The following is a 20,368-nucleotide window of genomic DNA, read 5'->3' on the forward strand; positions in this document are numbered from 1 at the left end:
AAACAGCACCTCCCTTGAAGGGATGGTGCTGTTTTTGTGCTTGTCGGGGCTGAACGAGCCGCTTGCGCTTTTCGGTATTGTCCAGCTCCTGCCGCTAGCCCCTCGAGTCGCTTCGAAAAATCCCTAAAAGTCTAAGACCGGACTTTTCGGAATTTTCCTCCAGAGCTTGTCGGGGCTGAACGAGCGGCCTCCGCTTTTCTATTCATACCTAATCCTAGAAACACCCGCTGCCAGAAAACCTGCTGCAAACAAGGTCAGGATGCCGATGCTTGCTGTGATGTCTGCGAGTGTGCCGCCGTTTGCGATCAGTTCTGTGAAGCCTCTCATGGCCCATGTCTGCGGAAGGAATTCAGCGATTTTCTGCATGAAAGCCGGTTCTATTTCAATCGGCCAGTAGACTCCGCTGATCATGCAGGTGGAAATGACGATCAAGGTTCCCATGGAGGATTGCTGCTCCGTTGTTTTCACTACTCCTGCAATGAGAAGGCCAAGGCCGACAATGGCAAGAAGCAGGGCAGATACGAGGATAAAGGCTGCGAGCGGATTTCCCCAGCTTATACCGAGCAGGAAATGGGTCGCTGCCATCAGCATGCCGAACTGCACCCAGCCGATCAGAAAGAAGGACAGCAGGTAGCCGCATGAAATCTCAAATTTAGATGCCGGTGTGGAAAGCATTCTGTACCAAACACCATTTTTCTTCGCTTCTAATATCGTTCCCGTGACACTCATCAGCATCATCATGACGAACATGATCGAAAAGCCTGCGGCTCTTGAAGTAATGCCGCTCATCGTTTTAGGCTGTCCGTCAGAGGAGATCTGCTCTTTTGCTGCACCTGATGAAGCGCCTGTTTCTTTATTGATTTTCTCAAACATTCCTTGCCAATTTTCTCCGCTGTAGCTGCTCCATGTCGCGGCAGCCTTTGCTTCGATGCTGATTTTATTCAGTTTTTCCGACAGCTGCTGCCTGACAGCTGCACTTGATGTGAAATCAGGTATATGCTCAATCGCTACAGCCGGGGCGCTGCCATCCATTATCCCTTCCTGAAAGCCTTCTGGAATGCGGATCACCCCGGATATTTTTTTCTCCTTCAGCTGCTCCTCAGCTGCTTTCGCTTCAGCCTGCTGGAAGTTAAAAAGCTCATTGTCTTTATTCAGTACATCAATATACGCTTTCGACAAAGCAGTGTGATCACTGTCTGAAATCAGCAGTTGAATTTTCGTGCTGCCTTCCCCTCCAAGCAGGCCGCCAAACAGCATGGTGAACAGGAGCGGGAGAGCCAGCATCAGCACATAGCTTCTCGGTTTTTTCAAAAGTCTCATCATTTCAAATGAGCAAAGTGACCATATTTTTTTCATTTGGGCTTCCTCCTTATCGTGCCTTCAGACGCCATGTTCCGATAGTAACGGAAACCAGGCCTATGCCAGCGAGTATCAAGATCGGTGCAGCAAGTGCACTCCATGCAGTTCCTGACATAATGTCAAGAAGGCTTGACAGCGCCCATTTGTTTGGCGCAAAATTTGAGATTTGCTGCATGATTTCAGGAAAAGCTGCGAGCGGGACCATTGAGCCGCCAAGCACGGCGAGAATCTGCACCCCAACGCTTGAGACCATGTCGGCAGCTTTTACACTGGAGATGACAGAAGCAAGAATCATTGATAAACCTGCTACAGCGACCGCGTACGAAATGCCAATGGCAAATACCTGTGCAAGGTTTTCTCCCCAATCTACTCCAAAGAAGAGATGAGTGGCTGTTAGGAACAAGCAAAACTGGATGATGGCGAAAAACATGGTGCCGTAAAATTTCCCAAGCAATATGGATATTCTCCCGGCAGGTGCCATCATCAGCCTTGCCAGCGTTTCCGTTTCTCTTTCCTGGAGAATTGATTTCGCTCCGTTCACGGCATTATAGAGAAGGAACATCACAGCCATCCCCGCTGCATAATACTGCATCGCTGTGACAGATTTTTTTCCTGTTGTGTAGTCCCCGATGGCCATGTCTTTTTCCGCTGTCCCGCTTAATTCCCCGCTGATCTCACCGGCAGCCGCTTTCATGTCAAGCTTGCCTGAGGAAACGGCCGCTGAAGCGGAAAGATCCTCAATTACAAGCTTTTGCGCTTTGGCCATTGTGCTCACTCTGCCTGTAAAGGATTCGGCAATCGAAGCCGCGATGTTTCCTTTGATTTCTTCGCCGGGCTTTGTATACACCTTCAGCTCTTTCAGATTGCCGTTCTTCAAATCCCGGCTCCAGCCTTCAGGGATGATCATGCCTGCGTCTGCATTCCCTTTTTGTATGTCTTTTTCCATAGCTGCTTTGCCGGCTGCCTCTCTTACTGAAACAAACTTGGATAAATCCTTGCTTTTCAGCACTTCTTTTTCAAAAACAGAGGTCAATGGATCATTGCCTTCCTTGACCAGTGCAATTACCGTAGTCGGGAGATTATCACTCCCGCTGAGAACCGATCCAAGGGCGCTCCCTAAAATCGCGGTCAGCAGAAGCGGCAGACAAATCATCATAATAAACCCGCGTCTGTCGGTAAAACGGATTTTGAAATCCTTAGCGGCTACAATCAAGCTTTTCATTCCTGGTTCCTCCTCTTAATCGCGCAGTGAGCGTCCTGTCAGCTGCAAAAATAATGTTTCTAGGTTCGGCTCCTGCAGCTCGAGTGACTGCACCAGAAGCCCCTGCGCAGAAGCGGCGGAGATAATTTTTGCTGCCGCATTCCCCTTGCTGCTCACATAAATCTCAAGTCTTGCTTCATCGCGGTCACTGATAATTTTCTCTATAAAATCAAGCTTGTTCAGCTCAGCGACCAAGCTATCCGAGAATTGGCTCAGGCCGATTTTTACGACTGTTCCTCCTGCAAGCCTGCTGCAGAGGTCGCTTCTTGTGCCAAGAGCGATCACCTTTCCCTGGTCAATGATGCCGATCCGCTCGCACAAGAATTCAACTTCCTCCATGTAATGGCTTGTGTAGATCACGGTCATTCCTTTTTGATTTAACTCTTTTACCGTTTCTAAAATATGATTTCTGGACTGAGGATCAATTCCGACGGTCGGTTCATCCATGATCAGGAGCTCCGGTTCGTGCATGAGGGCAGCACCGATATTAATCCTGCGCTTCATGCCGCCTGAAAAGGTTTCAACCTTCTCCGTTGCCTTGTCTTTTAGGCCGACGTATTCTAAGACCTCTTCAGAACGGATCTTGGCCTCCTTACGGGAGAGACCGTACATTCTTCCCCAGAAAATCAAGTTATCCCGTGCAGACATCGTTGGATAAAGTGCAATTTCCTGCGGCACGATCCCGATCTTTTTTTTGATTTCAGACGGGCTGCTTTTAACAGATGCACCGCCAACTAAAATATCTCCTGAGTCTGAAGCGAGCAAGCCGCAGATCATGGAAATGGTTGTGGATTTCCCTGCGCCATTCGGCCCCAGCAGTCCGAATGCTTCCCCTTTTTCAACTGAGAAGGTGACGCCTTTTACCACTTCTTTTTTATTGAATGATTTTTTTATATTCTGAACGGCCAGCATTCCATTCACTCCTTCGTTTATCTTCCTCCTTATCTTATTAGAAAAGATAAAACCTTCCATCTGCCTGAGGGGAGAAATATTGCCATAAAAAAAAGACCCCTGGAGGTCTTAAGAGATAGCCGCATATGCTGAAAGTCATGTCTCTGGAAACACAGTGATGCCGTAACGGACAGCGAAAATCGCTGCCTGTGTTCTGTCCCGCAGCGCAAGCTTATTGATTAAGTTGGATACGTGGTTTTTCACTGTTCCTTCTGTTATGTAGAGAACGCCCGCAATTTCTTTATTGCTCATGCCATATCCGATCTGCCTGAGCACTTCAATTTCGCGCTCTGTCAGGTCGCGCAGCGCGTCAGGCACAGGAGCTTCCTTCAGGCCTGTTTCAGTGCCTCTTGTTTTTTTCAATTCCTGCAGGATCTGTCCCGTTATATTCGGCGGCAGCACAAGTCCGCCTGCCTGAACGGCTCCCATTGCCTGGACGATGGCATCTGCCGGCATATCCTTCAGCAAATAGCCGCTTGCCCCTTCCTCCAGTGCTTCAAAAATCAGCTCGCTGTCGGAAAAGGTTGTCAGCATCAGCACCTTCACATCCTTCAGATGCTCTTTGATCAGACGCGTCCCTTCCACCCCGTTTGTTCCAGGCATCCGGATATCCATCAAAACGATATCAGGTGCGAGTTCCTTTGCTTTTTCAAAAGCCTCTTTGCCGTCTGCTGCATTTCCCACAACAGAAATGCCATCTTTCATATTTAAAAGGGTTGCAAGGCCTTCCCTCATTAATGGCTGATCATCCACAATCAATACCGTAATCATCCGTTTCCTCCTACTGACCATTTTTTCACGAGCAGCGGAAACTCAGCTGTTACCTTAAAACCGCTGCCAGCCTCGCTTTCAAAAGAAACATTTCCGCCATGCTCTTCCATCCGTTCTTTCATATTGATTAACCCAAAACCATAATCAATCTCTCCTGTGCCTGCTCCGTTATCTTTGATCTCAAGCCTTAAGGATGCTTCCGAACAGGACAGCAATATATTGCAGCCGCTTGCATTGCCATGCCTTCTTGCATTCGTCAGCGATTCCTGAACAACACGAATAATGGTCACATGCAGGGAAGAGGGAATAGCAGCAGGATCCCCTTTTACTTCAAAGGAGGTTTCCAATCCTGTTGTTTTATAAAAATCCTCCATCAATTTGCGAAGAGAAGGAAGCAGATGCGGCTCAGCCTCATCTGTATGAATGGTCCTGACTGAAACGCGGATTTCCTCAAGCGCGGTTCTGGCAAGGGTTCCGCATACTCCAATTGTCTCTTCTGCCTTTTCAGGCGCTGATTTCAAAAATTCCTTCGCCAGCTCAATCTGCACGAGGAGAGCCGTCATTTTATGGCCGACCGTGTCATGGATTTCACGGGCCATCCGGTTTCGTTCTCTTGTCATTGTCAGCTCCTCCACCTGCTTGGAATAATCATGGAGCTTTTCATGTGCCATCGAAAGAGCTTCGTGAGAAGAAGTCAATTCATCATATTGGGTGTTCAGCTGTTCTCTCGCCGCTGTCAGCTTCTGAATCAGGCTGCCGACAAGGGCGCTGAAGACTACAAAGAAAAGCGTCATCACGTTATCAAGAAAGTCAGCCGGCCCTGCTGAAATAAATTTTGTGTATGTCATCACAGAGAGCCAGACAAGAAAAAACAGGATGGAATAGGTTGTGAGAATTCTTTTATCAGAGGTACCCAAAAACACGGTGACGGCGACAATGCCGAACAGGATTAAATAAAGCGTTGTTCCGGGATAAAGAAAACCGAAAACTGCCGTTAAAGCAAAATCTGTTCCTGTGATTAACAGAAAATGCTTTTCAAAAGCAGCCGTATATGTAAAAAGATGAGTGACCGTATAAATAAGTGCAGCTATAACAGGGTAAATTTCAAGAGGGATACTGCTCTTTTCCCCTGTGGAAAAATAGAGATAGCAAATCATTAAAAACATAAGAATGCGGATATATTTCAGCAACTGTACTCCCCCTGGAGGTTCCTTCTTTTTCCTTCATCTTATCACCAGGGGTTCTCCTCCAACAATCCTTTTCCAGAAAGAAAAACAGGATTTACCAGTTTTTTAGCAGAAATAAGTATAATAGAATTTTCTGCGCTGAATCTCAAGCAGAATCCTGCTTCTGAAAGTTTATGCGATCGCCCCTTGACTAAGCAGGCTTAAAGCCGATACATTAATGTTTTAGACTGCTGGAATAATAATCGTATTCCTTCTTCAAAATCAAGCATTTTGTTATAAGAAAGAAGTGTTGTAATGGAAAGAAAATCCTGGATCCTGAGGATCATTAAAATAGCTGTTCCTGTCATCATGCTTTCCCTTATTATTTGGGAGGGCCAAAAGCAGATCGCAGAGATTGATATTGCCAATGTCCTGATCAGGGTAAAAACACTCTCTCCCGATCAGCTGCTGCTGATCATTTTTCTCGGACTGATCGCGATAGCTACCATGTCCCTGTATGATCTTCTCCTTTCAAGCCAGCTGAATATGAACATTCCGCTTTCTAAAATGTTTAAAATTTCCTGGATGGCGAATACCTTTAATAATATGCTCGGATTCGGCGGTTTCACGGGTGCGGGCTTAAGAGGAATGTTTTACAAAGCTTATTTCTCAGATACCGGAAAGCTGATGGCGGCGGTTATCTGGATGACTCCGTTAATGCTGACAGGCCTTTCGCTTCTCGCCTGGCTGCCCATTTTGCATCTCGTGAACATACAGCCGATTTTAGAGATGCACATCTGGCTTAAGTATGCCATATGGGGAATCGCAGCTTATTTGCCGGGTTATATTATTTTTTGGCTGTATTCGCACCGGAAGCAGCCGGACAAAATACCGTTCACTCCAAAAGCGGGATCATTTTTCGGCATGATTCTTGTATCCTTAGTTGAGTGGTCGCTGGCTCTCGCAGCAATGTACGGCATTGCTGAAGTGCTTGGAACAGGCATTTCGTTTCCGCATCTGGCCGCGATTTTTATTGCTGCTGCCATCGCCGGCGTCATCAGCATGGTGCCTGGCGGAATCGGCTCCTTTGATTTAATTATGCTGATCGGCATGGAGCTTTACGGCGCTGCCGCAAGCGATGTACTTATTGTTTTAATTTTTTACCGTATTTCCTATTACCTGATTCCATGGATACTCGGCCTGATGCTCGCTTCAACAGAGCTTGTTTCTTATACACAGGGCGCCTTGAAAAATACAAAATGGGAAAAGGCCTTTAAAACGTGGCGGCGGTATTCAGGTGTTCCAGAGCAGCTTTTAATCAATATCAGCCACTGGGCCCTGGCAGCTCTTGTTTTTCTGAGCGGAGCGCTTCTCCTTTTATCAGCGGCTACACCAGGGATGCTCGGGCGTCTGCGGTTTGCTGAAAACCTTTTGTCAGAACCCTTTTTGCACCTTTCTCATCAGCTTTCCGTCGGTGCAGGAATTGCCCTCTTGATTTTGTCTAGAAGCGTCCTGCATAAAGTGAAGCGGGCCTATACCCTGACGCTTATCGTGCTGCTTGCAGGAGCTCTCTTTACCTTTTCAAAAGGGCTCGACTATGAGGAAGCCTTATTCTTATTAGCCATCTCTGCGATTCTCTGGTTTTCCAGAAAGCGATTCTACCGGGAAACTTACCCCTTTTCATGGGGCTCGATCGCCATCCTGCTTATGACGCTTGGCACACTCCTTTTTTATGTTCTTTTCGGCTATTTAAAGCAGCCGTTTTTACATAAGCGCATTCCGGCTGAGCTGAAGGATCTTCTAGTGATGAAGCCTGATGAGCTCCTGTTCAGCAGCATTATCGGAATCATCATTGCTGTTCTTTTTCTGACAGTCGGCAGCAGGCTTCTTACCGTAAAATCGAAAGAATCCGCTCTTATTGATACAGAAAAAGTAGAAGCATTTCTGAAAAAATACCGCGGAAATGTGCTGACTCATCTTGTTTTCCTGCAGGACAAAGACATCTTTTGGACAAAAGATGAAGAGGTGATGATGATGTATAAACGGGCTGGCAGCAAGCTCGTTGTTCTCGGGGATCCGATCGGCAATCCGGAGAAAATCGGAAAAGCCATTGAGGAGTTTCAAATTTACGCGGATGAATTCGGCTTCTCGCCGATTTTCTATCAAATCGAAAAACAGTATTTCCCGCTTTATCACGAAAACGGCTACCAGTTTTTCAAGCTCGGGGAAGAAGCCTATGTAAACCTGCCGGAATTTACTCTTTCCGGGAAGAAAAAGGCTTCCCTGCGGGCGGTGAAAAATAAATTTGAACGGGAAGAATACACCTTTTCCATCATAGAGCCGCCATTCAGCGACGCCTTGATGGCTGAATTGAAGCATGTCTCAGATGACTGGCTTGATGGCAAAAGCGAAAAAGGCTATTCGCTCGGCTTCTTTGACAAGGACTATTTCGAGCGGGCACCGATTGCCCTGCTAAGAGGGCCTGACGGAAGCCTCGCTGCCTTCGCCACCCTTATGCCTGTATATGATGAAAAGGAAACCCTTTCGATCGACTTGATGCGCCATGTAAAAGACGCGCCAAACGGCACGATGGACTATATCCTGATTTCCCTCATGCTGCATGGACAGGAAACCGGCTACAGGAGGTTCAACCTCGGAATGGCCCCGCTGTCCAATGTCGGCCGAACAAAGTACGCTTTTCTCGGAGAAAGAATTGCTTCAAAGATCTTTGTTCACGGCCAGTTTTTTTATCAATTTTCCGGCATCCGAAAATATAAAGAAAAATACGCCGATGAATGGGAACCGAAATACCTGGCCATCCGCGGCAAAAGCTCGCTGCCTGTCACGATGCTGCAGCTGTCGCTGATGATCGGAAAGAAGCGAAAGAATTCTTAATTTTTATTACAGTCCAGCACAAACCTGTGACATAATGAATAGGAAATATTTTTCCAAAAGGGGTGAAAAAATGCCGGACATATATACTGTTTTGCTGCCCGTTTTAATCATTGGTTTCATCTTGTACAGAAGAATCAGCCGTTCTATCGGATTTCAGCCTTATAAAAAGAGAAGGCTCATCTTTAGAATGTGCCTGTTCGGATTGATCGGGGTGATGGTGCTGCTTGCAAGCTTAGCCCATCCGTTTTCTCTTCTGCTTGATGCAGCAGGCGTCATCGCAGGCCTCGTTCTAGCAAAGCTCGCGATAGACCACACCAAATTTGAAGAAAGAACCGGCGGACTTTTTTTCAGAACGCACATTTGGATTGAATCGATTGTGCTGTTTCTTTTTCTGAGCCGCATCGTAACAAGACTGGTGATGATTTATACAATTGAAAAATCATCCCAGTCTCCTGAGCAGCTTCAAAGCCAATTTTCCTCACCGCTTACAGCGGGAGTCTTCTTTCTCCTGGTGACATTTTATCTGATTTATTACGGAAATGTTTTAAGAAAAGGCACAAGAATGCGGCAAAAAGCAGCTTAAAGCTGATCCCGAGAGGATCAGCTTTTTTTAATATTCTTTGTTTTTGTAGATGTGCACAGTGATGTTGACAGATTTTTTGTAATCGGCACTTCGGGAAAATAAGGGCTGGATTTGGGAATATAACTGCCGGTTTCGGGAAATTCTCCCTCCCATTCGGGAAAAAGAGGGCGGGGTTCGGGAATATGTGATAGGACCGTTTTTTAAAAATGGATTATCACTGTGTAAAAGTTGTTTTTGGCTCCTCCAGTTAAGAGGCTGAGACTCAAATCCTTGCAGAATTCTCTGAAGCTGGCTGTTGGTGAATATTTAAGGCTGTTTGGTGAATATAACTGCCGGTTTCGGGAATATCCTCTCGAGTTTGGTGAATATGAAGCCTGGTTCCGGGAATATGATGCTGGGGTGTTCTTGAAAAAAAGGATTATCTCTTTGTAAAAGTTAATTTTGCCTCCTCCAGTTAAGAGGATAATGAGATTATCTCCCCCATTCTCCACATTAAAAAACCGGCATCCCAAAGAATACCGGTCTCCTGAAATTCTATTATCTTTCCGCCAGCACATCAGCAAAAGCCTTCCCGTACTCCGGAAGATCCGGCGGGCGTCTGCTTGAAACAATATGGCCGTCAGTCACAACGGCTTCATCATGCCAAATGGCGCCTGCATTTGTCATATCGTCTTTTATGCCTGGTGTGCTTGTAACCTGCACGCCTTCCAGAATTCCTGCCGAAATCAGCACCCAGCCAGCGTGGCAAATCTGGCCGATCGGCTTTTTCTCTTCGTGCATGTGGCGCACCATGTCCAGCACCTCTGGATAGCGGCGGAGTTTATCCGGCGCCCAGCCTCCTGGCACTAGAATACCATCAAACTCTGCAGGGTTAATGTCAGAAAAGGCGGCATCGGAAACAGCCGGCACCCCGTACTTCCCGATATAGGTTTCACCGGACTTTTCAGCAGCCAGTACAACCTCAGCCCCTTCTTCCCTCATCCTCATAACAGGATACCAAAGCTCAAGATCTTCAAATTCATTGCTCACAAGCTGAATGATTTTCTTCCCCTTTAAACGCATCGTCAGCTGCACCTCCGTAATGGATTGATGCCTTAACTGTACCATAAGGGAAAGTCTGTCTGCTATGAACTGAATTCCTCGAGCTGGCTATTGTAAAGCGAATAGTAATGGCCTTTTTTCGAAAGCAGTGTGTCATGTGTTCCGCTCTCTGCGATTTCACCATTTTCCAGCACTAAAATGTGGTCTGCATTTTGGATCGTATTCAGCCTGTGGGCAATCACAAAGCTTGTTCTGCCCTCCATCAGCCTTTGCAGCGCCTCCTGAATATTCATTTCTGTAATGGTATCAATGCTGCTTGTTGCTTCATCCAAAATCAAAATCGAAGGCTTAGACAATATGGCTCTGGCGATCGAAAGCAGCTGTTTTTGCCCCTGGCTGATGCCGCCTCCGTCCTGCTTCAGCAATGTGTCATACTGATCGGGAAGTTTTTCAATAAAGCTGCTGGCATTGGCAAGAACAGCTGCCTGTTCAACCTCTTCATCTGCTGCATCCAGCCGTCCGTAGCGGATGTTTTCCCTAATGGTTCCCTGAAACAAGAATGAATCCTGAAGGACAAAGCCCATATGGCTGCGAAGACTTTCCCGGCGGATGGTCTGGATCTCCCTCCCATCAATCAGGATGCTTCCTTCCTGCGCATCGTAAAAACGGGAGAGAAGGTTCGTAATCGTCGTTTTTCCTGCACCTGTTGCCCCTACAAAAGCAACCGTCTCACCTGGCTGGACCTTAAAACTGATATCATGGAGCGTCAGCGTGTCTTCATAGGAAAAGGAAACATGCTGAAACTGAACTTCGCCTTTTACCGACTGAACATCTCCGGCATTCTTTTCATCAGCTGCTTCTTCCTCCATATCCAAAATTTCAAATACCCGCTCAGCCCCTGCAACAGCTGACAGCAGGGTATTGAACTGATTGGACAGATCATTCAGCGGCCTCGTAAACTGCCTGGAATACTCCGTAAAAACAACAATGGTTCCAATTGAAATAAAACCATGCAGAGCAAGGTATCCTCCTACCCCTGCAATGACGGCAAAGCTCAAGTTATTCAAAACGTTCATCAGCTTTGGAATAAAGCCTGAAAACGTCTGCGCCCAGTACCCTGCTTCCCTGAGCTGCTCATTTTTCTCCTGAAATCTTTTGATGACCCTGTCTTCCTGTGAAAATGTTTTGATGATCTTCTGTCCGGAAATGGTTTCTTCAATAAACCCGTTCAATTCCCCCAAATTCTTCTGCTGCTTCTTAAACATTCTGCCTGTTCTGTTCGTAATCCATCTCATGCCAAAGAACATGATCGGAATAATCATCATCGTTAATAGGGTCAGAAGCGGGCTTAGCCAGAGCATGACTGCTACTGTGCCAATCAGTGTCAGAACGCTTGAAAAAATCTGGATCGCGGAGCTGTTCAGGGTCTGGCTGACGTTATCAATATCATTTGTCACCCGGCTCATCAGCTCGCCATGCTGCCGCTTATCGAAAAAAGGAATCGACAGCCTGTGAAACTGCTGAAACAGCTGCGTTCTCATTTTATAGACTGTTTTTTGGGCAATGCTCACCATCCAGATATTTTGCAGCCATGTTGTTAAAGAAAACAAGAAATACACGGCAGCTAACAGCAGCAGCTGGCCTGTCAGTCCATTTGTTTCTTTTGGCACAATATGGCGGTCAATCACATAGCCGATTAAAAAGGGACCAAGAAGCCCAAGGGCTGAGCTGAAAAGAACCATCAAAAGGACGACGGTCAGCATCCCTTTGCTTTCAGCAAGATAGCGCCAGATTCTGGCGAGAGTCCCCGTCCAGTCACTGGCCCGCTGCTTTTCTTTCTGCTCTCCTGCACGCCCTCCGCGAAATGACGGCCTCATACGGTTTCCCTCCTTCCAGCCTGTGAATCAGAAATTTTCCTGTATAGCGGCGAATCTTTCAGCAGCTCTTCATGGCTGCCCTGTGCGAGAAGCTGGCCGTCCTGCATCAGCAGAATATCGTCCGCTTCCATCGCTGTACTGATTTTCTGAGTAATGATAAAAATCGTTGATTGATATTTTCGAACCGCATCAAGCAGTCTGCCTTCTGTTTTCAAATCAAGAGCGCTCGTGCTGTCATCGAGCAGAAGAATCTTCGGCTTCCGAACCAATGCCCTTGCAACAGAAAGGCGCTGCTTCTGGCCGCCTGAAAGGTTGACTCCCCTCTGGCCAAGCGGTGAATCATACTGTTCCGGAAGCTTCATAATCGTTTCATGAATCTGGGCGCTTTCTGCCGCTTCCCTGATTTCCTCAAATGAAGCATCCTCTTTTCCCCAGGAAATATTTTCACTGATGCTTCCTGAAAAAAGCATCGCTTCCTGCGGTGCGTAGCCAATCTGATTCCTTAAATCCTCCAGCCTGAACTGGCGGATGTCCTTCCCATCCACGTGAATGCTGCCTCCTGCAGGATCGTAAAGCCTTGGTATCAGCTGAAAAAGGGAGGTTTTCCCTGAACCGGTCGCTCCCATAACAGCGATCATTTTGCCGGCTTTCGCCTCAAAGGAAATGTCCTTTAATACAAACTCATCTGCTCCAGGATATTTGAAGGACACTCTATCGAATACAACAGACCCTGCGGCAATCTTTTCATCCTGCCTCACATCTGCTGCATCAAACAAATCCACTTCCTCGTTCAGCACCTCGCGAAGACGTGCAGAAGAAGCTTTCGTCCGAGAAAAACTCATAATAATAAAGGAAAACATCGTCAGCGCCATCGTCATCCGAAGCGCATAATTCACAATCGCCACTACATCGCCGACAAGCATGCTGCCGCTTGCGACTTCATGGCTGCCAAGCCATAAAATCACGATGATGCCAGCGTTCATCACAAACAGCAAGATCGGCATTGACGTCTCGATCAGCTGCAGCACCTTGATCGTCCTGTCTTTCAATTTCCCGGACGATTCCGTAAACCGGCTGATCTCATGTCCGCTGTTCAAAAACGCTTTAATGAGGCGGATGCCTGATAAATTCTCCCTCATGATCCCGTTCACCTGATCCAGATTCTCCTGCACCTTCCGGAACATGGCGCCTGCCATTCGGAGCACCCATAAAAGAAAGAGCAGCAGCAAGGGGATCGTCACAAGCAGAACAGCTGCAAGCTTCGCATCGATCACAAGCGCCATCACGGTCCCAAAAACAACCAGCAGCGGCGCTCTCAGCATAATGCGCAAACTCATAAACACCATCGTCTGAATCTGCGTTACATCGTTCGTCAGCCTCGTAATCAGGGATGATGCCTGATAATGATCTAAATTCGCAAAAGAATACTTCTGGATTTTGCCAAACAGGCTCTTTCTAATATCATAAGCAAACCCCTGGCTCGAAAAACTGGCCAGAAACGAATTGGAGATCCCTGATGCAAACGCAAACAAAGAAATGCCAACCATCACCCAGCCCCAGGTAAACACTACATCCATATTTTTTGCTAAAATCCCCTCATTGATGATCTTCGCAATCAGCAAAGGCTGAACAAGCTCAACGCCAAGCTCCACCAGCATCAAAAGCAAGGCAGCGCCCATATGCAGCCTGTAAGGCTTTAAAAAACCAGACACTTTATGCATAGCCACACCGTTCCCCGTTCTAAAGTTTTAAAAATCCCAGCCAAAAACAGCCTCAGTTACTACTATAATAGCCCTTTGCTCAAAATATTTTAAACTTTTTGTTTACTATGTTAAATATTTTATTCGAGTAACGAAATATTGAAGTGCGGAAGCGGCTCGTTCAGCCCCGACAAGCGCTGGAGGAAAAATCCGAAAAGTCCGGGTTTGACTTTTTGGATTTTTCTGAAGCGTCTCAGATCGGGCTAGCCGCTGGAGCTGGACCACTGAAATGCGGAAGCGGCTTGAACAGCAATAAAAGTGAACCAAACTGCCTGATCTTCACTAAAGTCTTGCTCTTTTTCATCCGGCTCTTATAAAATTTGTTTTCGCTCTTTAAAAAAAGCTTTTTCCCGCTGGATGACGCAATTCAGGAGCACGTGAATTTCCTTTACTGTCCATTTTAACCAGTTTACTGTCCGCTTTAATAACTTTACTGTCCATTTTCACCCTTTTACTGGCGGAAACTGAAGATTCACTGTCCATTTTGCTCCTCTTACTGTCCAAACACTGTCCTGCACCGAAATCAAAAGAGCCCCAGCTTCCATAAGCTGCGGCTCTAACCTTTTAACAATCCTGCTTTTTCTCCAGCATATTTTTCAAAAGGCTCAAAAACTCTTCATCGCTTTTTTCATTCTTCTGATAGTCCAGATTATAGGCAAGCATCATCCGGACGAGCAAAAAGGCGGTCAGGGGCAGCGGCACATCGCTGAGGCTTCCCTGTTCGATCCCGCTCTTGACCATGGCGGATAATATCTGGACTGCATCCTCTTCGGAGTGTTTGAAACAGAGGTCAATTTCAGCCAATCGATATTCTCTGTATTCAGCTACAAGGGTAGCGACAAAGGGATCATGCCTCGCTTCTTCACTTATATAGCGGAGGAATTTTTCAATCCGGAACAGCAGGTCTTTCTCTTCACTGCTTCTTTCGAAAGCCCTTTGCCTCGTGACTTTAATATGCTTCATATAGCAATCAAGCAAAATTTCCGTCTTATCATTGTAATAGTAATAAATTGTCCCTTTTCCGATTCCGGCTGTTTTGGCGATTTCTCCAATGGTTGTATTTCGGACCCCGTTAGCCGAAAAAAGCTTCGTGGCAGCTGCTGTTATGCGTGTTTTCTTATCGTTGCCGTCCATATTTGAATCAATCCGCACCTATCCGACAATAGTCTTATGATTTTAATTTTCATTATACTAGTCTTATTGGCAACGTCAAACAAGCCTGAAAAAAGCAATCCTCCCATCCGCCCCCAGGATTTACTTTCCGCTTAGGTCTTATATATGATTTTAACCGGCAGGAGTTGTACTTTTAAAAGAAGGGGTATAGCATAATGAATGTGACCAAATCATAAATTTGGTCGAATTTTTCGCCGCAGTTCGACCAACTCGGCCATTCAGTCGAAAATGAGACTAGTATTCTAGAAAGAAGGTAATATTATGTGCGGAATTGCAGGATGGATTGACTGGTCAAAGGATCTTTCCAATCAGCAGCCAATACTAAAAGAAATGACAGACTCTATTATTCATAGAGGACCTGACGCGGACGGCTTCTGGTTTTCAGAAAGAGCGGCCTTCGGACACCGCCGGCTCATCGTTATTGATCCGGAAGGCGGAATCCAGCCGATGCTTTATGAAAAAGACGGCAAGACAATTGCTCTCACATACAATGGCGAACTGTACAATTACCTTGAGCTCCGAAAAGAACTGGAAGAAAAAGGACACACCTTTAAAACAGCATCAGATACAGAAGTGCTGCTGCATGCTTATCTTGAATGGAAGGAAGACTGCGTGAAGCACTTTAACGGCATCTTCGCTTTCGGCATTTGGGATGAAGCGCGCGGACAGCTGATGCTCGGCCGCGATCATCTTGGCGTGAAGCCCCTGTTCTTTGCCCGCCGCGGCAGCTCCATCATTTTCGGATCTGAATTAAAGGTTCTGCTTGCTCATCCTGATGTGGATGCTGTGGTTGACCGCGAAGGCCTTGCAGAAGTATTTGCCCTTGGACCGATGCGCACACCTGGAAACGGCGTTTTTAAAGACGTGGAAGAAGTCCGCGCCGGCCACTATATGACATTTACAAAAGAAAACACGAACGTTCAGAAATATTGGACGCTGAAAAGCAAAAAGCACGAAGATGACCTGGAAACAACGGAACAGACGATTCGCTCTTTATTGGAAGACACGGTAAAACGGCAGCTGCTTTCAGACATGCCGCTCGTCTCCATGCTCTCTGGCGGCCTTGATTCCAGCGGACTGACAGCGCTTGCAGGAAGAGAGTATAAACAAAACGGCAAAACGCTCAGCACCTATTCGATTGATTTTGTTAACAATGAACGGGATTTTGAAGAGGACTTTCTTCGCCGCGACCTTGATGAGCCATGGGTGAAAAAAGTAGCCGAGCATGTCGGAACCGATCATCACTCCATCGTTTTTGGGGCTGACAAGCTCGTTGAAAACCTGCTTGTTCCAATGCGCGCCCGCGACCTGCCAGGCGTCGGTGAGCTAGAAACCTCTCTCTACCTCCTGTTTGTTGAGATGAAAAAAGACGCAACAGTCGCCCTTTCAGGAGAGTCAGCAGATGAGGTTTTCTCAGGCTATCCCTGGTTTCACCAGGAGGAATACCTTGATGCCGATATTTACCCTTGGCTGAAAAACCTTGGCGGAATCGCGAGAATTCTTTCAGATGACGCCAAAGAGAAGCTGAAGCCGCAGGAATACCAAAAAAGACGCTTCCAGGAAGCTGTTAGCGAAATTCCATTCTTGGAAGGCGAAAGCGAGCTCGAACGAAAGCAGCGGCAAATGTCATACCTGTTCATCACCCGCTTCCTGCCGTTCATGCTTGACCGAAAAGACCGTGCCAGCATGATGACAGGCTTTGAAGTGCGCGTGCCGTTCTGTGACTACCGTCTTGTCGAGTATCTATGGAACGTCCCGTTTGAAGTCAAAAGTGTCGACAACATTGAAAAAGGCATCCTGCGCCGTGCCTTCAAGGAGGTTCTGCCTGATGATGTCCGCAACCGGAAAAAAAGCGCCTACCCAAGCACAAAGGATGACGCTTATCTAAAAGGCATCAGCAAATGGATGCTTGACGTGCTCGATGATCCTTCATCACCGATTCTGCCGCTCATCAACACGGAAATCATCCGGTCGATCGCAGACGGTACAAATGAAAGAGTCAAAGGCACAAATGCCCGCGGCCTGATTGACTATCTCCTGCAGATCAATGGCTGGCTGAAGGAATATAAGATAGAGGTCGTTTTATAAAAAGAGAGCCTGCCCGAGTGTGGGCAGGCTTTAATTTGATTTAGAGCTGATGTCAGGATGAGCTAAAAAGCAATACGTTTCTTTTCCGGCTTCTTGCCTTAAGTTTTGTCGGTATTGGAAAAAAATCCTTCGATCTTGAATGCTATTTTTCTGAGCTAACTGACTAAATAATAGGCTCCCTCTTGGAGGTAAAGCGTTTTTAGCATAATACTACTGAAGTTTATCCTTTAATCTCCTTCTTCTTTCCCGCATTTAAATTATCTATTATCTAAATATTTCTAAATCCACTTTTTCCATCCTAATTGATATACTGTACACAACCAACCCACAGGAGGTTCTTATGTTTCTAGCAATCTTGCTATTTATCCTCGCCGGACTGGCTGAAATCGGCGGAGGCTATCTGGTCTGGCTCTGGCTCAGGGAGTCCAAACCGCTGTCCTTCGGCATTGCCGGCAGCATTATTCTTGTGCTGTACGGCGTTATCCCCACTTTTCAAAACTTTCCTTCTTTCGGCAGGGTTTATGCCGCATATGGGGGTGTTTTTATTATCTTAGCTGTTCTTTGGGGATGGCTTGTGGATAAGAAAACTCCTGATTTCTATGATTGGGCGGGCGCCGCCATCTGCATCATCGGCGTCTCCGTTATGCTCTGGGCTCCTAGAGGCTAGAAGGAAATAAGGCAGTTATAACGAAATAATCCAGCAAAAGGAGGTTTGGGAATGGAGAAATTTGGTTTATACGGCAAGCTGATTGCAAAAGAAGGACAGAGAGGAATGCTTGCTGACATTCTTTTAGAAGCGGCAAGATCGATGAATACAATGAAAGACTGTGAAATTTACTACGTCAGCATCTCAGAAGATGATCCAAATGCTGTTTTCGTCTATGAGGTTTGGGCAAATGAAAGTGCGCATAAAGCTTCGCTCACACAGGAAGCGGCTCAAACGCTGATTGCAAAAGCAAAGCCGGTTATCGCAGGGATGGAGAGGATACATACCCTTGTGCCTCTTGGCGGGAAAGCATCAGGAAAAATAGATTAATTGAAAAACAGCCCAAGAATTTCGTGGGCTGTTTCCATTTACTTTGCTATTTCAATAGGGTGATGGTTTTCTTCAGAGCTCCACGCCTTTGTTTTGCGGATATATACAGCAGCAAGCACCGCAAAAACGAGTAAAATCAAATCATTCACAAACGTGCCGAATTTTAAAACGGTTCCGATCACAACCACAAAGTCTATCGCTGTATGCAGCAGGAGGGCTAAAAAGAAGTAGCCGATTTTCTTATTTTTAACCCCATAGAAAACCATCAGAGACAGAGCAAGCTGAATAAAGAATGCGAGTACCCGCTCAATCCCCATCATAAAGCTCATTTCCGCTGTAATGCCGAGCATGCTCACCTTAATTTGCTGAGCCGTATCTGCCGGCAGGTTCCAGCCATCGAGCGCCCCTGAATTTACCACACCAGACAGCACAATGTATTGAAGACAGGCGAAAGCGCCGACGATGATCATCTCAATCCCGCCATGTCCGGCGCCGTATGCGAGCGCATCCCTTCGCTCCCGGAATTTCTTCAGCATCCAGGCAAAAGCCACATACCGCCCTGTCTCCTCAAAAACCCCTGCTGCAAGCGCCCCGTAGCCGGCAAAATAATAAGGATTGGTTTTTATAAATGCGGTAGATTTGTTTACATTCAGTAAATAAAAATTCAAAGCGGCTTCCAGCACAAGGGCAAATACGACAAAAATGAGCACCCCAGTCAAAGCAGGCCTGACGAGTATTTTCTCTTTTTTTCTAAAATAAATAAATGCGGCGATTGGGAAAAGCAGTGAAAGAATTCCCGAAAAAATGTAGCCTGCGATTACTGAACCACTGACCATTTAGATCACCTCGGATTTTGGTTGTTTTAACAGCCAATTTTCAATACACTCCAGCATTTCTCCTGCCAGCGGCAGCTCTTTTTGTTCCTTGTACACCTTCAAAATCTTCAAGGGGGTTATGTTTCCGCTGTATTTCTTCAAGATATGGGTCATCTCCGGAATGATCGATACTTCTGTTTCACCCTTCACCAGCTCTTTCACTTTAAAAAGGGCTTTCTCCGGCACTTGAATATCCTTTTCTCCTCCTACTACTAAAACCGGGCATGAAAGTTCGGCAAAGTCCTCTGATGGGTCGTAGCTCGCGTGCTCCCGCAGCCATTTGGCGGGGAATTTTCTTCCAGCCAGCCTCATGACCTCTTTATCAGATTGAAGCATCTTGGCAATCAATTTATCATTCTTCTTTTTAGCTGTTTCGACAAGACGAAGCTTCTTAATGAGCCACCCTTTCAACCCCTTCAATTCAGCCAGGGCCTTATATCCGAATTCCCGCTGCCATTCAGACACCTCTGTCATCCCGATCGCTCCTCCGCAAAGCAATACAAGTCCTGCTGCTGACTCTCTTTTATTTATAGCAGGAGCAAGCAAAGCTCCTTCACTGTGCCCCAGTATATAAACTCTTTCTTTATCTACATATGGCAGCTCCTTTAAAAACTTCAGGCAAACGGCGGCATCCTCTACAAGATCGTGCATCCCCCTCCGGAAAGGATCGCCTTCACTTTGATAAGAGCCGCGCTTGTCATATCGAAGAACAGCACAGCCCATTTTGGCAGCTGCCTCGGCTAATTCCTTGTAAATATTCATTTTCAGCTTGCTGCTGTTTCCGTCTCTGTCACTGTCCCCTGTACCTGGAACGATCAAGATGGCTGGAATGTTCCCTTCTGGTTTTTCCGGTCTGGAAACCGTTCCCGCAAGCTTTACTTTGCCATGAATGGATACTTCCTCCTCATTCCATCTGCTATTCATCCTGTTTTCTCCCCTTCTCGCCTTCAGGAATGATAATGGTCGCGATTGTCCGTTTTTTTCTATCTTTCCGCGGTCCATATCCTCCAGCTTGCTCAAAAGCCTTTTTCAAGTTGTGAACAAATTCCCTGAATTCCCCATCTGATAAGTAAAGATCAACTTGTCTAAAAGAAACGCCATCCTTCAAAAGATCAATTTCGCCGTTTTCAACATAACTGCCGAACTGGTCAATCAGACCGCCTGCAAATTGCGTAAAAACCCTTAGCTGCTCTTCTTTTGTGCTATTTTGAAATTCCTCAGGTGAAAGGCTGATCCCTTCCTTTGCGATTTTATAGACCTTTTCGATGGCTCCTCTCACCTGATTCTCTGCCGCCACCTGAATGACATTTCCTTCTGCAAGCTTTTTCAAATGGCGGTACAGGGTAGCCTGCGGCACTTCCGGCAGCATTGAGGCTATTTCCTGCACGGTCAGTTCTCTTCCATTAACAAGTGTCTGTACGATCCGCATTCTAACCGGATGCAAGATAAGGTTTGCTTTAGCGTCCATAGTAACCACCTTTTATTATCATTATCGATAATGATAATAAAAAAGCAGTCTTTTGTAAATAGGC

At 46.4% G+C, this 20,368-nt stretch carries 17 protein-coding genes and 1 pseudogene; 5 read left to right on the plus strand and 13 right to left on the minus strand.

Annotation, left to right across the window (positions count from 1 at the left end; translation table 11 throughout):
• Positions 1 to 198 precede the first annotated feature (198 nt).
• The 5 genes and pseudogenes from LRR81_RS07060 to LRR81_RS07080 all read right to left on the minus strand — a co-directional run bounded on the left by LRR81_RS07060 (position 199) and on the right by LRR81_RS07080 (position 5,532).
• Positions 199 to 1,356 carry an ABC transporter permease gene (locus LRR81_RS07060; RefSeq protein ID WP_231788646.1) on the minus strand — a complete coding sequence of 386 codons (1,158 nt, stop codon included), beginning with the start codon at positions 1,354 to 1,356 and terminating at the stop codon, positions 199 to 201.
• Between the two features lie 13 nt (positions 1,357 to 1,369).
• Positions 1,370 to 2,581: an ABC transporter permease gene (locus LRR81_RS07065; protein WP_231788647.1), complete on the minus strand. Its 1,212-nt coding sequence runs from the start codon at positions 2,579 to 2,581 to the stop codon at positions 1,370 to 1,372.
• Between the two features lie 176 nt (positions 2,582 to 2,757).
• A pseudogene (locus LRR81_RS07070) lies at positions 2,758 to 3,532 on the minus strand (ABC transporter ATP-binding protein); the annotation flags it as partial.
• A 135-nt stretch (positions 3,533 to 3,667) separates the two neighbouring features.
• Positions 3,668 to 4,342 (minus strand): response regulator, encoded by a 675-nt coding sequence (locus LRR81_RS07075; protein ID WP_231788649.1) that lies wholly within the window; start codon positions 4,340 to 4,342, stop codon positions 3,668 to 3,670.
• A complete protein-coding gene (locus LRR81_RS07080; protein WP_231788650.1) occupies positions 4,339 to 5,532 on the minus strand; it encodes a sensor histidine kinase in 1,194 nt (397 codons plus the stop codon). Before LRR81_RS07080 ends, LRR81_RS07075 begins: the two co-directional genes overlap by 4 nt.
• A gap of 291 nt (positions 5,533 to 5,823) precedes the next feature.
• Here LRR81_RS07080 and mprF point away from each other — a divergent pair, with 291 nt between their 5' ends.
• Positions 5,824 to 8,403, plus strand: a complete 2,580-nt coding sequence (gene mprF, locus LRR81_RS07085) for a bifunctional lysylphosphatidylglycerol flippase/synthetase MprF (protein ID WP_231788651.1) — start codon at positions 5,824 to 5,826, stop codon at positions 8,401 to 8,403.
• Between the two features lie 70 nt (positions 8,404 to 8,473).
• Entirely contained in the window at positions 8,474 to 8,986 is a 513-nt protein-coding gene (locus LRR81_RS07090) for a CcdC protein domain-containing protein (protein ID WP_231788652.1), read from the plus strand.
• A 537-nt stretch (positions 8,987 to 9,523) separates the two neighbouring features.
• Here LRR81_RS07090 and LRR81_RS07095 read toward each other — a convergent pair.
• The 5 genes from LRR81_RS07095 to LRR81_RS07115 form a co-directional block, all read right to left on the minus strand.
• A complete protein-coding gene (locus LRR81_RS07095; RefSeq protein ID WP_231789079.1) occupies positions 9,524 to 10,048 on the minus strand; it encodes a type 1 glutamine amidotransferase domain-containing protein in 525 nt (174 codons plus the stop codon).
• A gap of 62 nt (positions 10,049 to 10,110) precedes the next feature.
• Positions 10,111 to 11,904: an ABC transporter ATP-binding protein gene (locus LRR81_RS07100; RefSeq protein ID WP_231788653.1), complete on the minus strand. Its 1,794-nt coding sequence runs from the start codon at positions 11,902 to 11,904 to the stop codon at positions 10,111 to 10,113.
• Positions 11,901 to 13,625, minus strand: a complete 1,725-nt coding sequence (locus LRR81_RS07105; protein ID WP_231789080.1) for an ABC transporter ATP-binding protein — start codon at positions 13,623 to 13,625, stop codon at positions 11,901 to 11,903. The genes LRR81_RS07100 and LRR81_RS07105 overlap by 4 nt, the downstream gene beginning before the upstream one ends.
• A 372-nt stretch (positions 13,626 to 13,997) precedes the next feature.
• Positions 13,998 to 14,147, minus strand: a complete 150-nt coding sequence (locus LRR81_RS07110) for a hypothetical protein (RefSeq protein WP_231788654.1) — start codon at positions 14,145 to 14,147, stop codon at positions 13,998 to 14,000.
• 81 nt (positions 14,148 to 14,228) lie between these two features.
• Positions 14,229 to 14,798, minus strand: a complete 570-nt coding sequence (locus tag LRR81_RS07115) for a TetR/AcrR family transcriptional regulator (protein ID WP_231788655.1) — start codon at positions 14,796 to 14,798, stop codon at positions 14,229 to 14,231.
• A gap of 300 nt (positions 14,799 to 15,098) precedes the next feature.
• On the opposite strand from LRR81_RS07115, the gene asnB reads away from it, so the two are divergent.
• The 3 genes from asnB (at position 15,099) to LRR81_RS07130 (ending at position 17,961) form a co-directional block, all read left to right on the plus strand.
• Positions 15,099 to 16,925, plus strand: a complete 1,827-nt coding sequence (gene asnB, locus LRR81_RS07120) for an asparagine synthase (glutamine-hydrolyzing) (protein ID WP_231788656.1) — start codon at positions 15,099 to 15,101, stop codon at positions 16,923 to 16,925.
• 340 nt (positions 16,926 to 17,265) lie between these two features.
• Entirely contained in the window at positions 17,266 to 17,592 is a 327-nt protein-coding gene (locus tag LRR81_RS07125) for a YnfA family protein (protein ID WP_231788657.1), read from the plus strand.
• A 51-nt stretch (positions 17,593 to 17,643) separates the two neighbouring features.
• Positions 17,644 to 17,961 (plus strand): putative quinol monooxygenase, encoded by a 318-nt coding sequence (locus tag LRR81_RS07130; RefSeq protein ID WP_231788658.1) that lies wholly within the window; start codon positions 17,644 to 17,646, stop codon positions 17,959 to 17,961.
• Between the two features lie 38 nt (positions 17,962 to 17,999).
• Here the strand turns inward: LRR81_RS07130 and LRR81_RS07135 are convergent, their stop codons facing one another.
• From LRR81_RS07135 to LRR81_RS07145, 3 genes are read right to left on the minus strand one after another with little or no spacing between them, the layout of a single operon-like run.
• A complete protein-coding gene (locus LRR81_RS07135) occupies positions 18,000 to 18,797 on the minus strand; it encodes a YhfC family intramembrane metalloprotease (protein WP_231788659.1) in 798 nt (265 codons plus the stop codon).
• Positions 18,798 to 19,760 carry an alpha/beta hydrolase gene (locus tag LRR81_RS07140; RefSeq protein ID WP_231788660.1) on the minus strand — a complete coding sequence of 321 codons (963 nt, stop codon included), beginning with the start codon at positions 19,758 to 19,760 and terminating at the stop codon, positions 18,798 to 18,800.
• Positions 19,753 to 20,304 carry a helix-turn-helix domain-containing protein gene (locus LRR81_RS07145; RefSeq protein WP_231788661.1) on the minus strand — a complete coding sequence of 184 codons (552 nt, stop codon included), beginning with the start codon at positions 20,302 to 20,304 and terminating at the stop codon, positions 19,753 to 19,755. Before LRR81_RS07145 ends, LRR81_RS07140 begins: the two co-directional genes overlap by 8 nt.
• Between the last annotated feature and the right edge of the window lie 64 nt (positions 20,305 to 20,368).

The organism is Metabacillus kandeliae, from assembly GCF_021166585.1.
Lineage (GTDB): Bacteria > Bacillota > Bacilli > Bacillales > Bacillaceae > Metabacillus_B > Metabacillus_B kandeliae.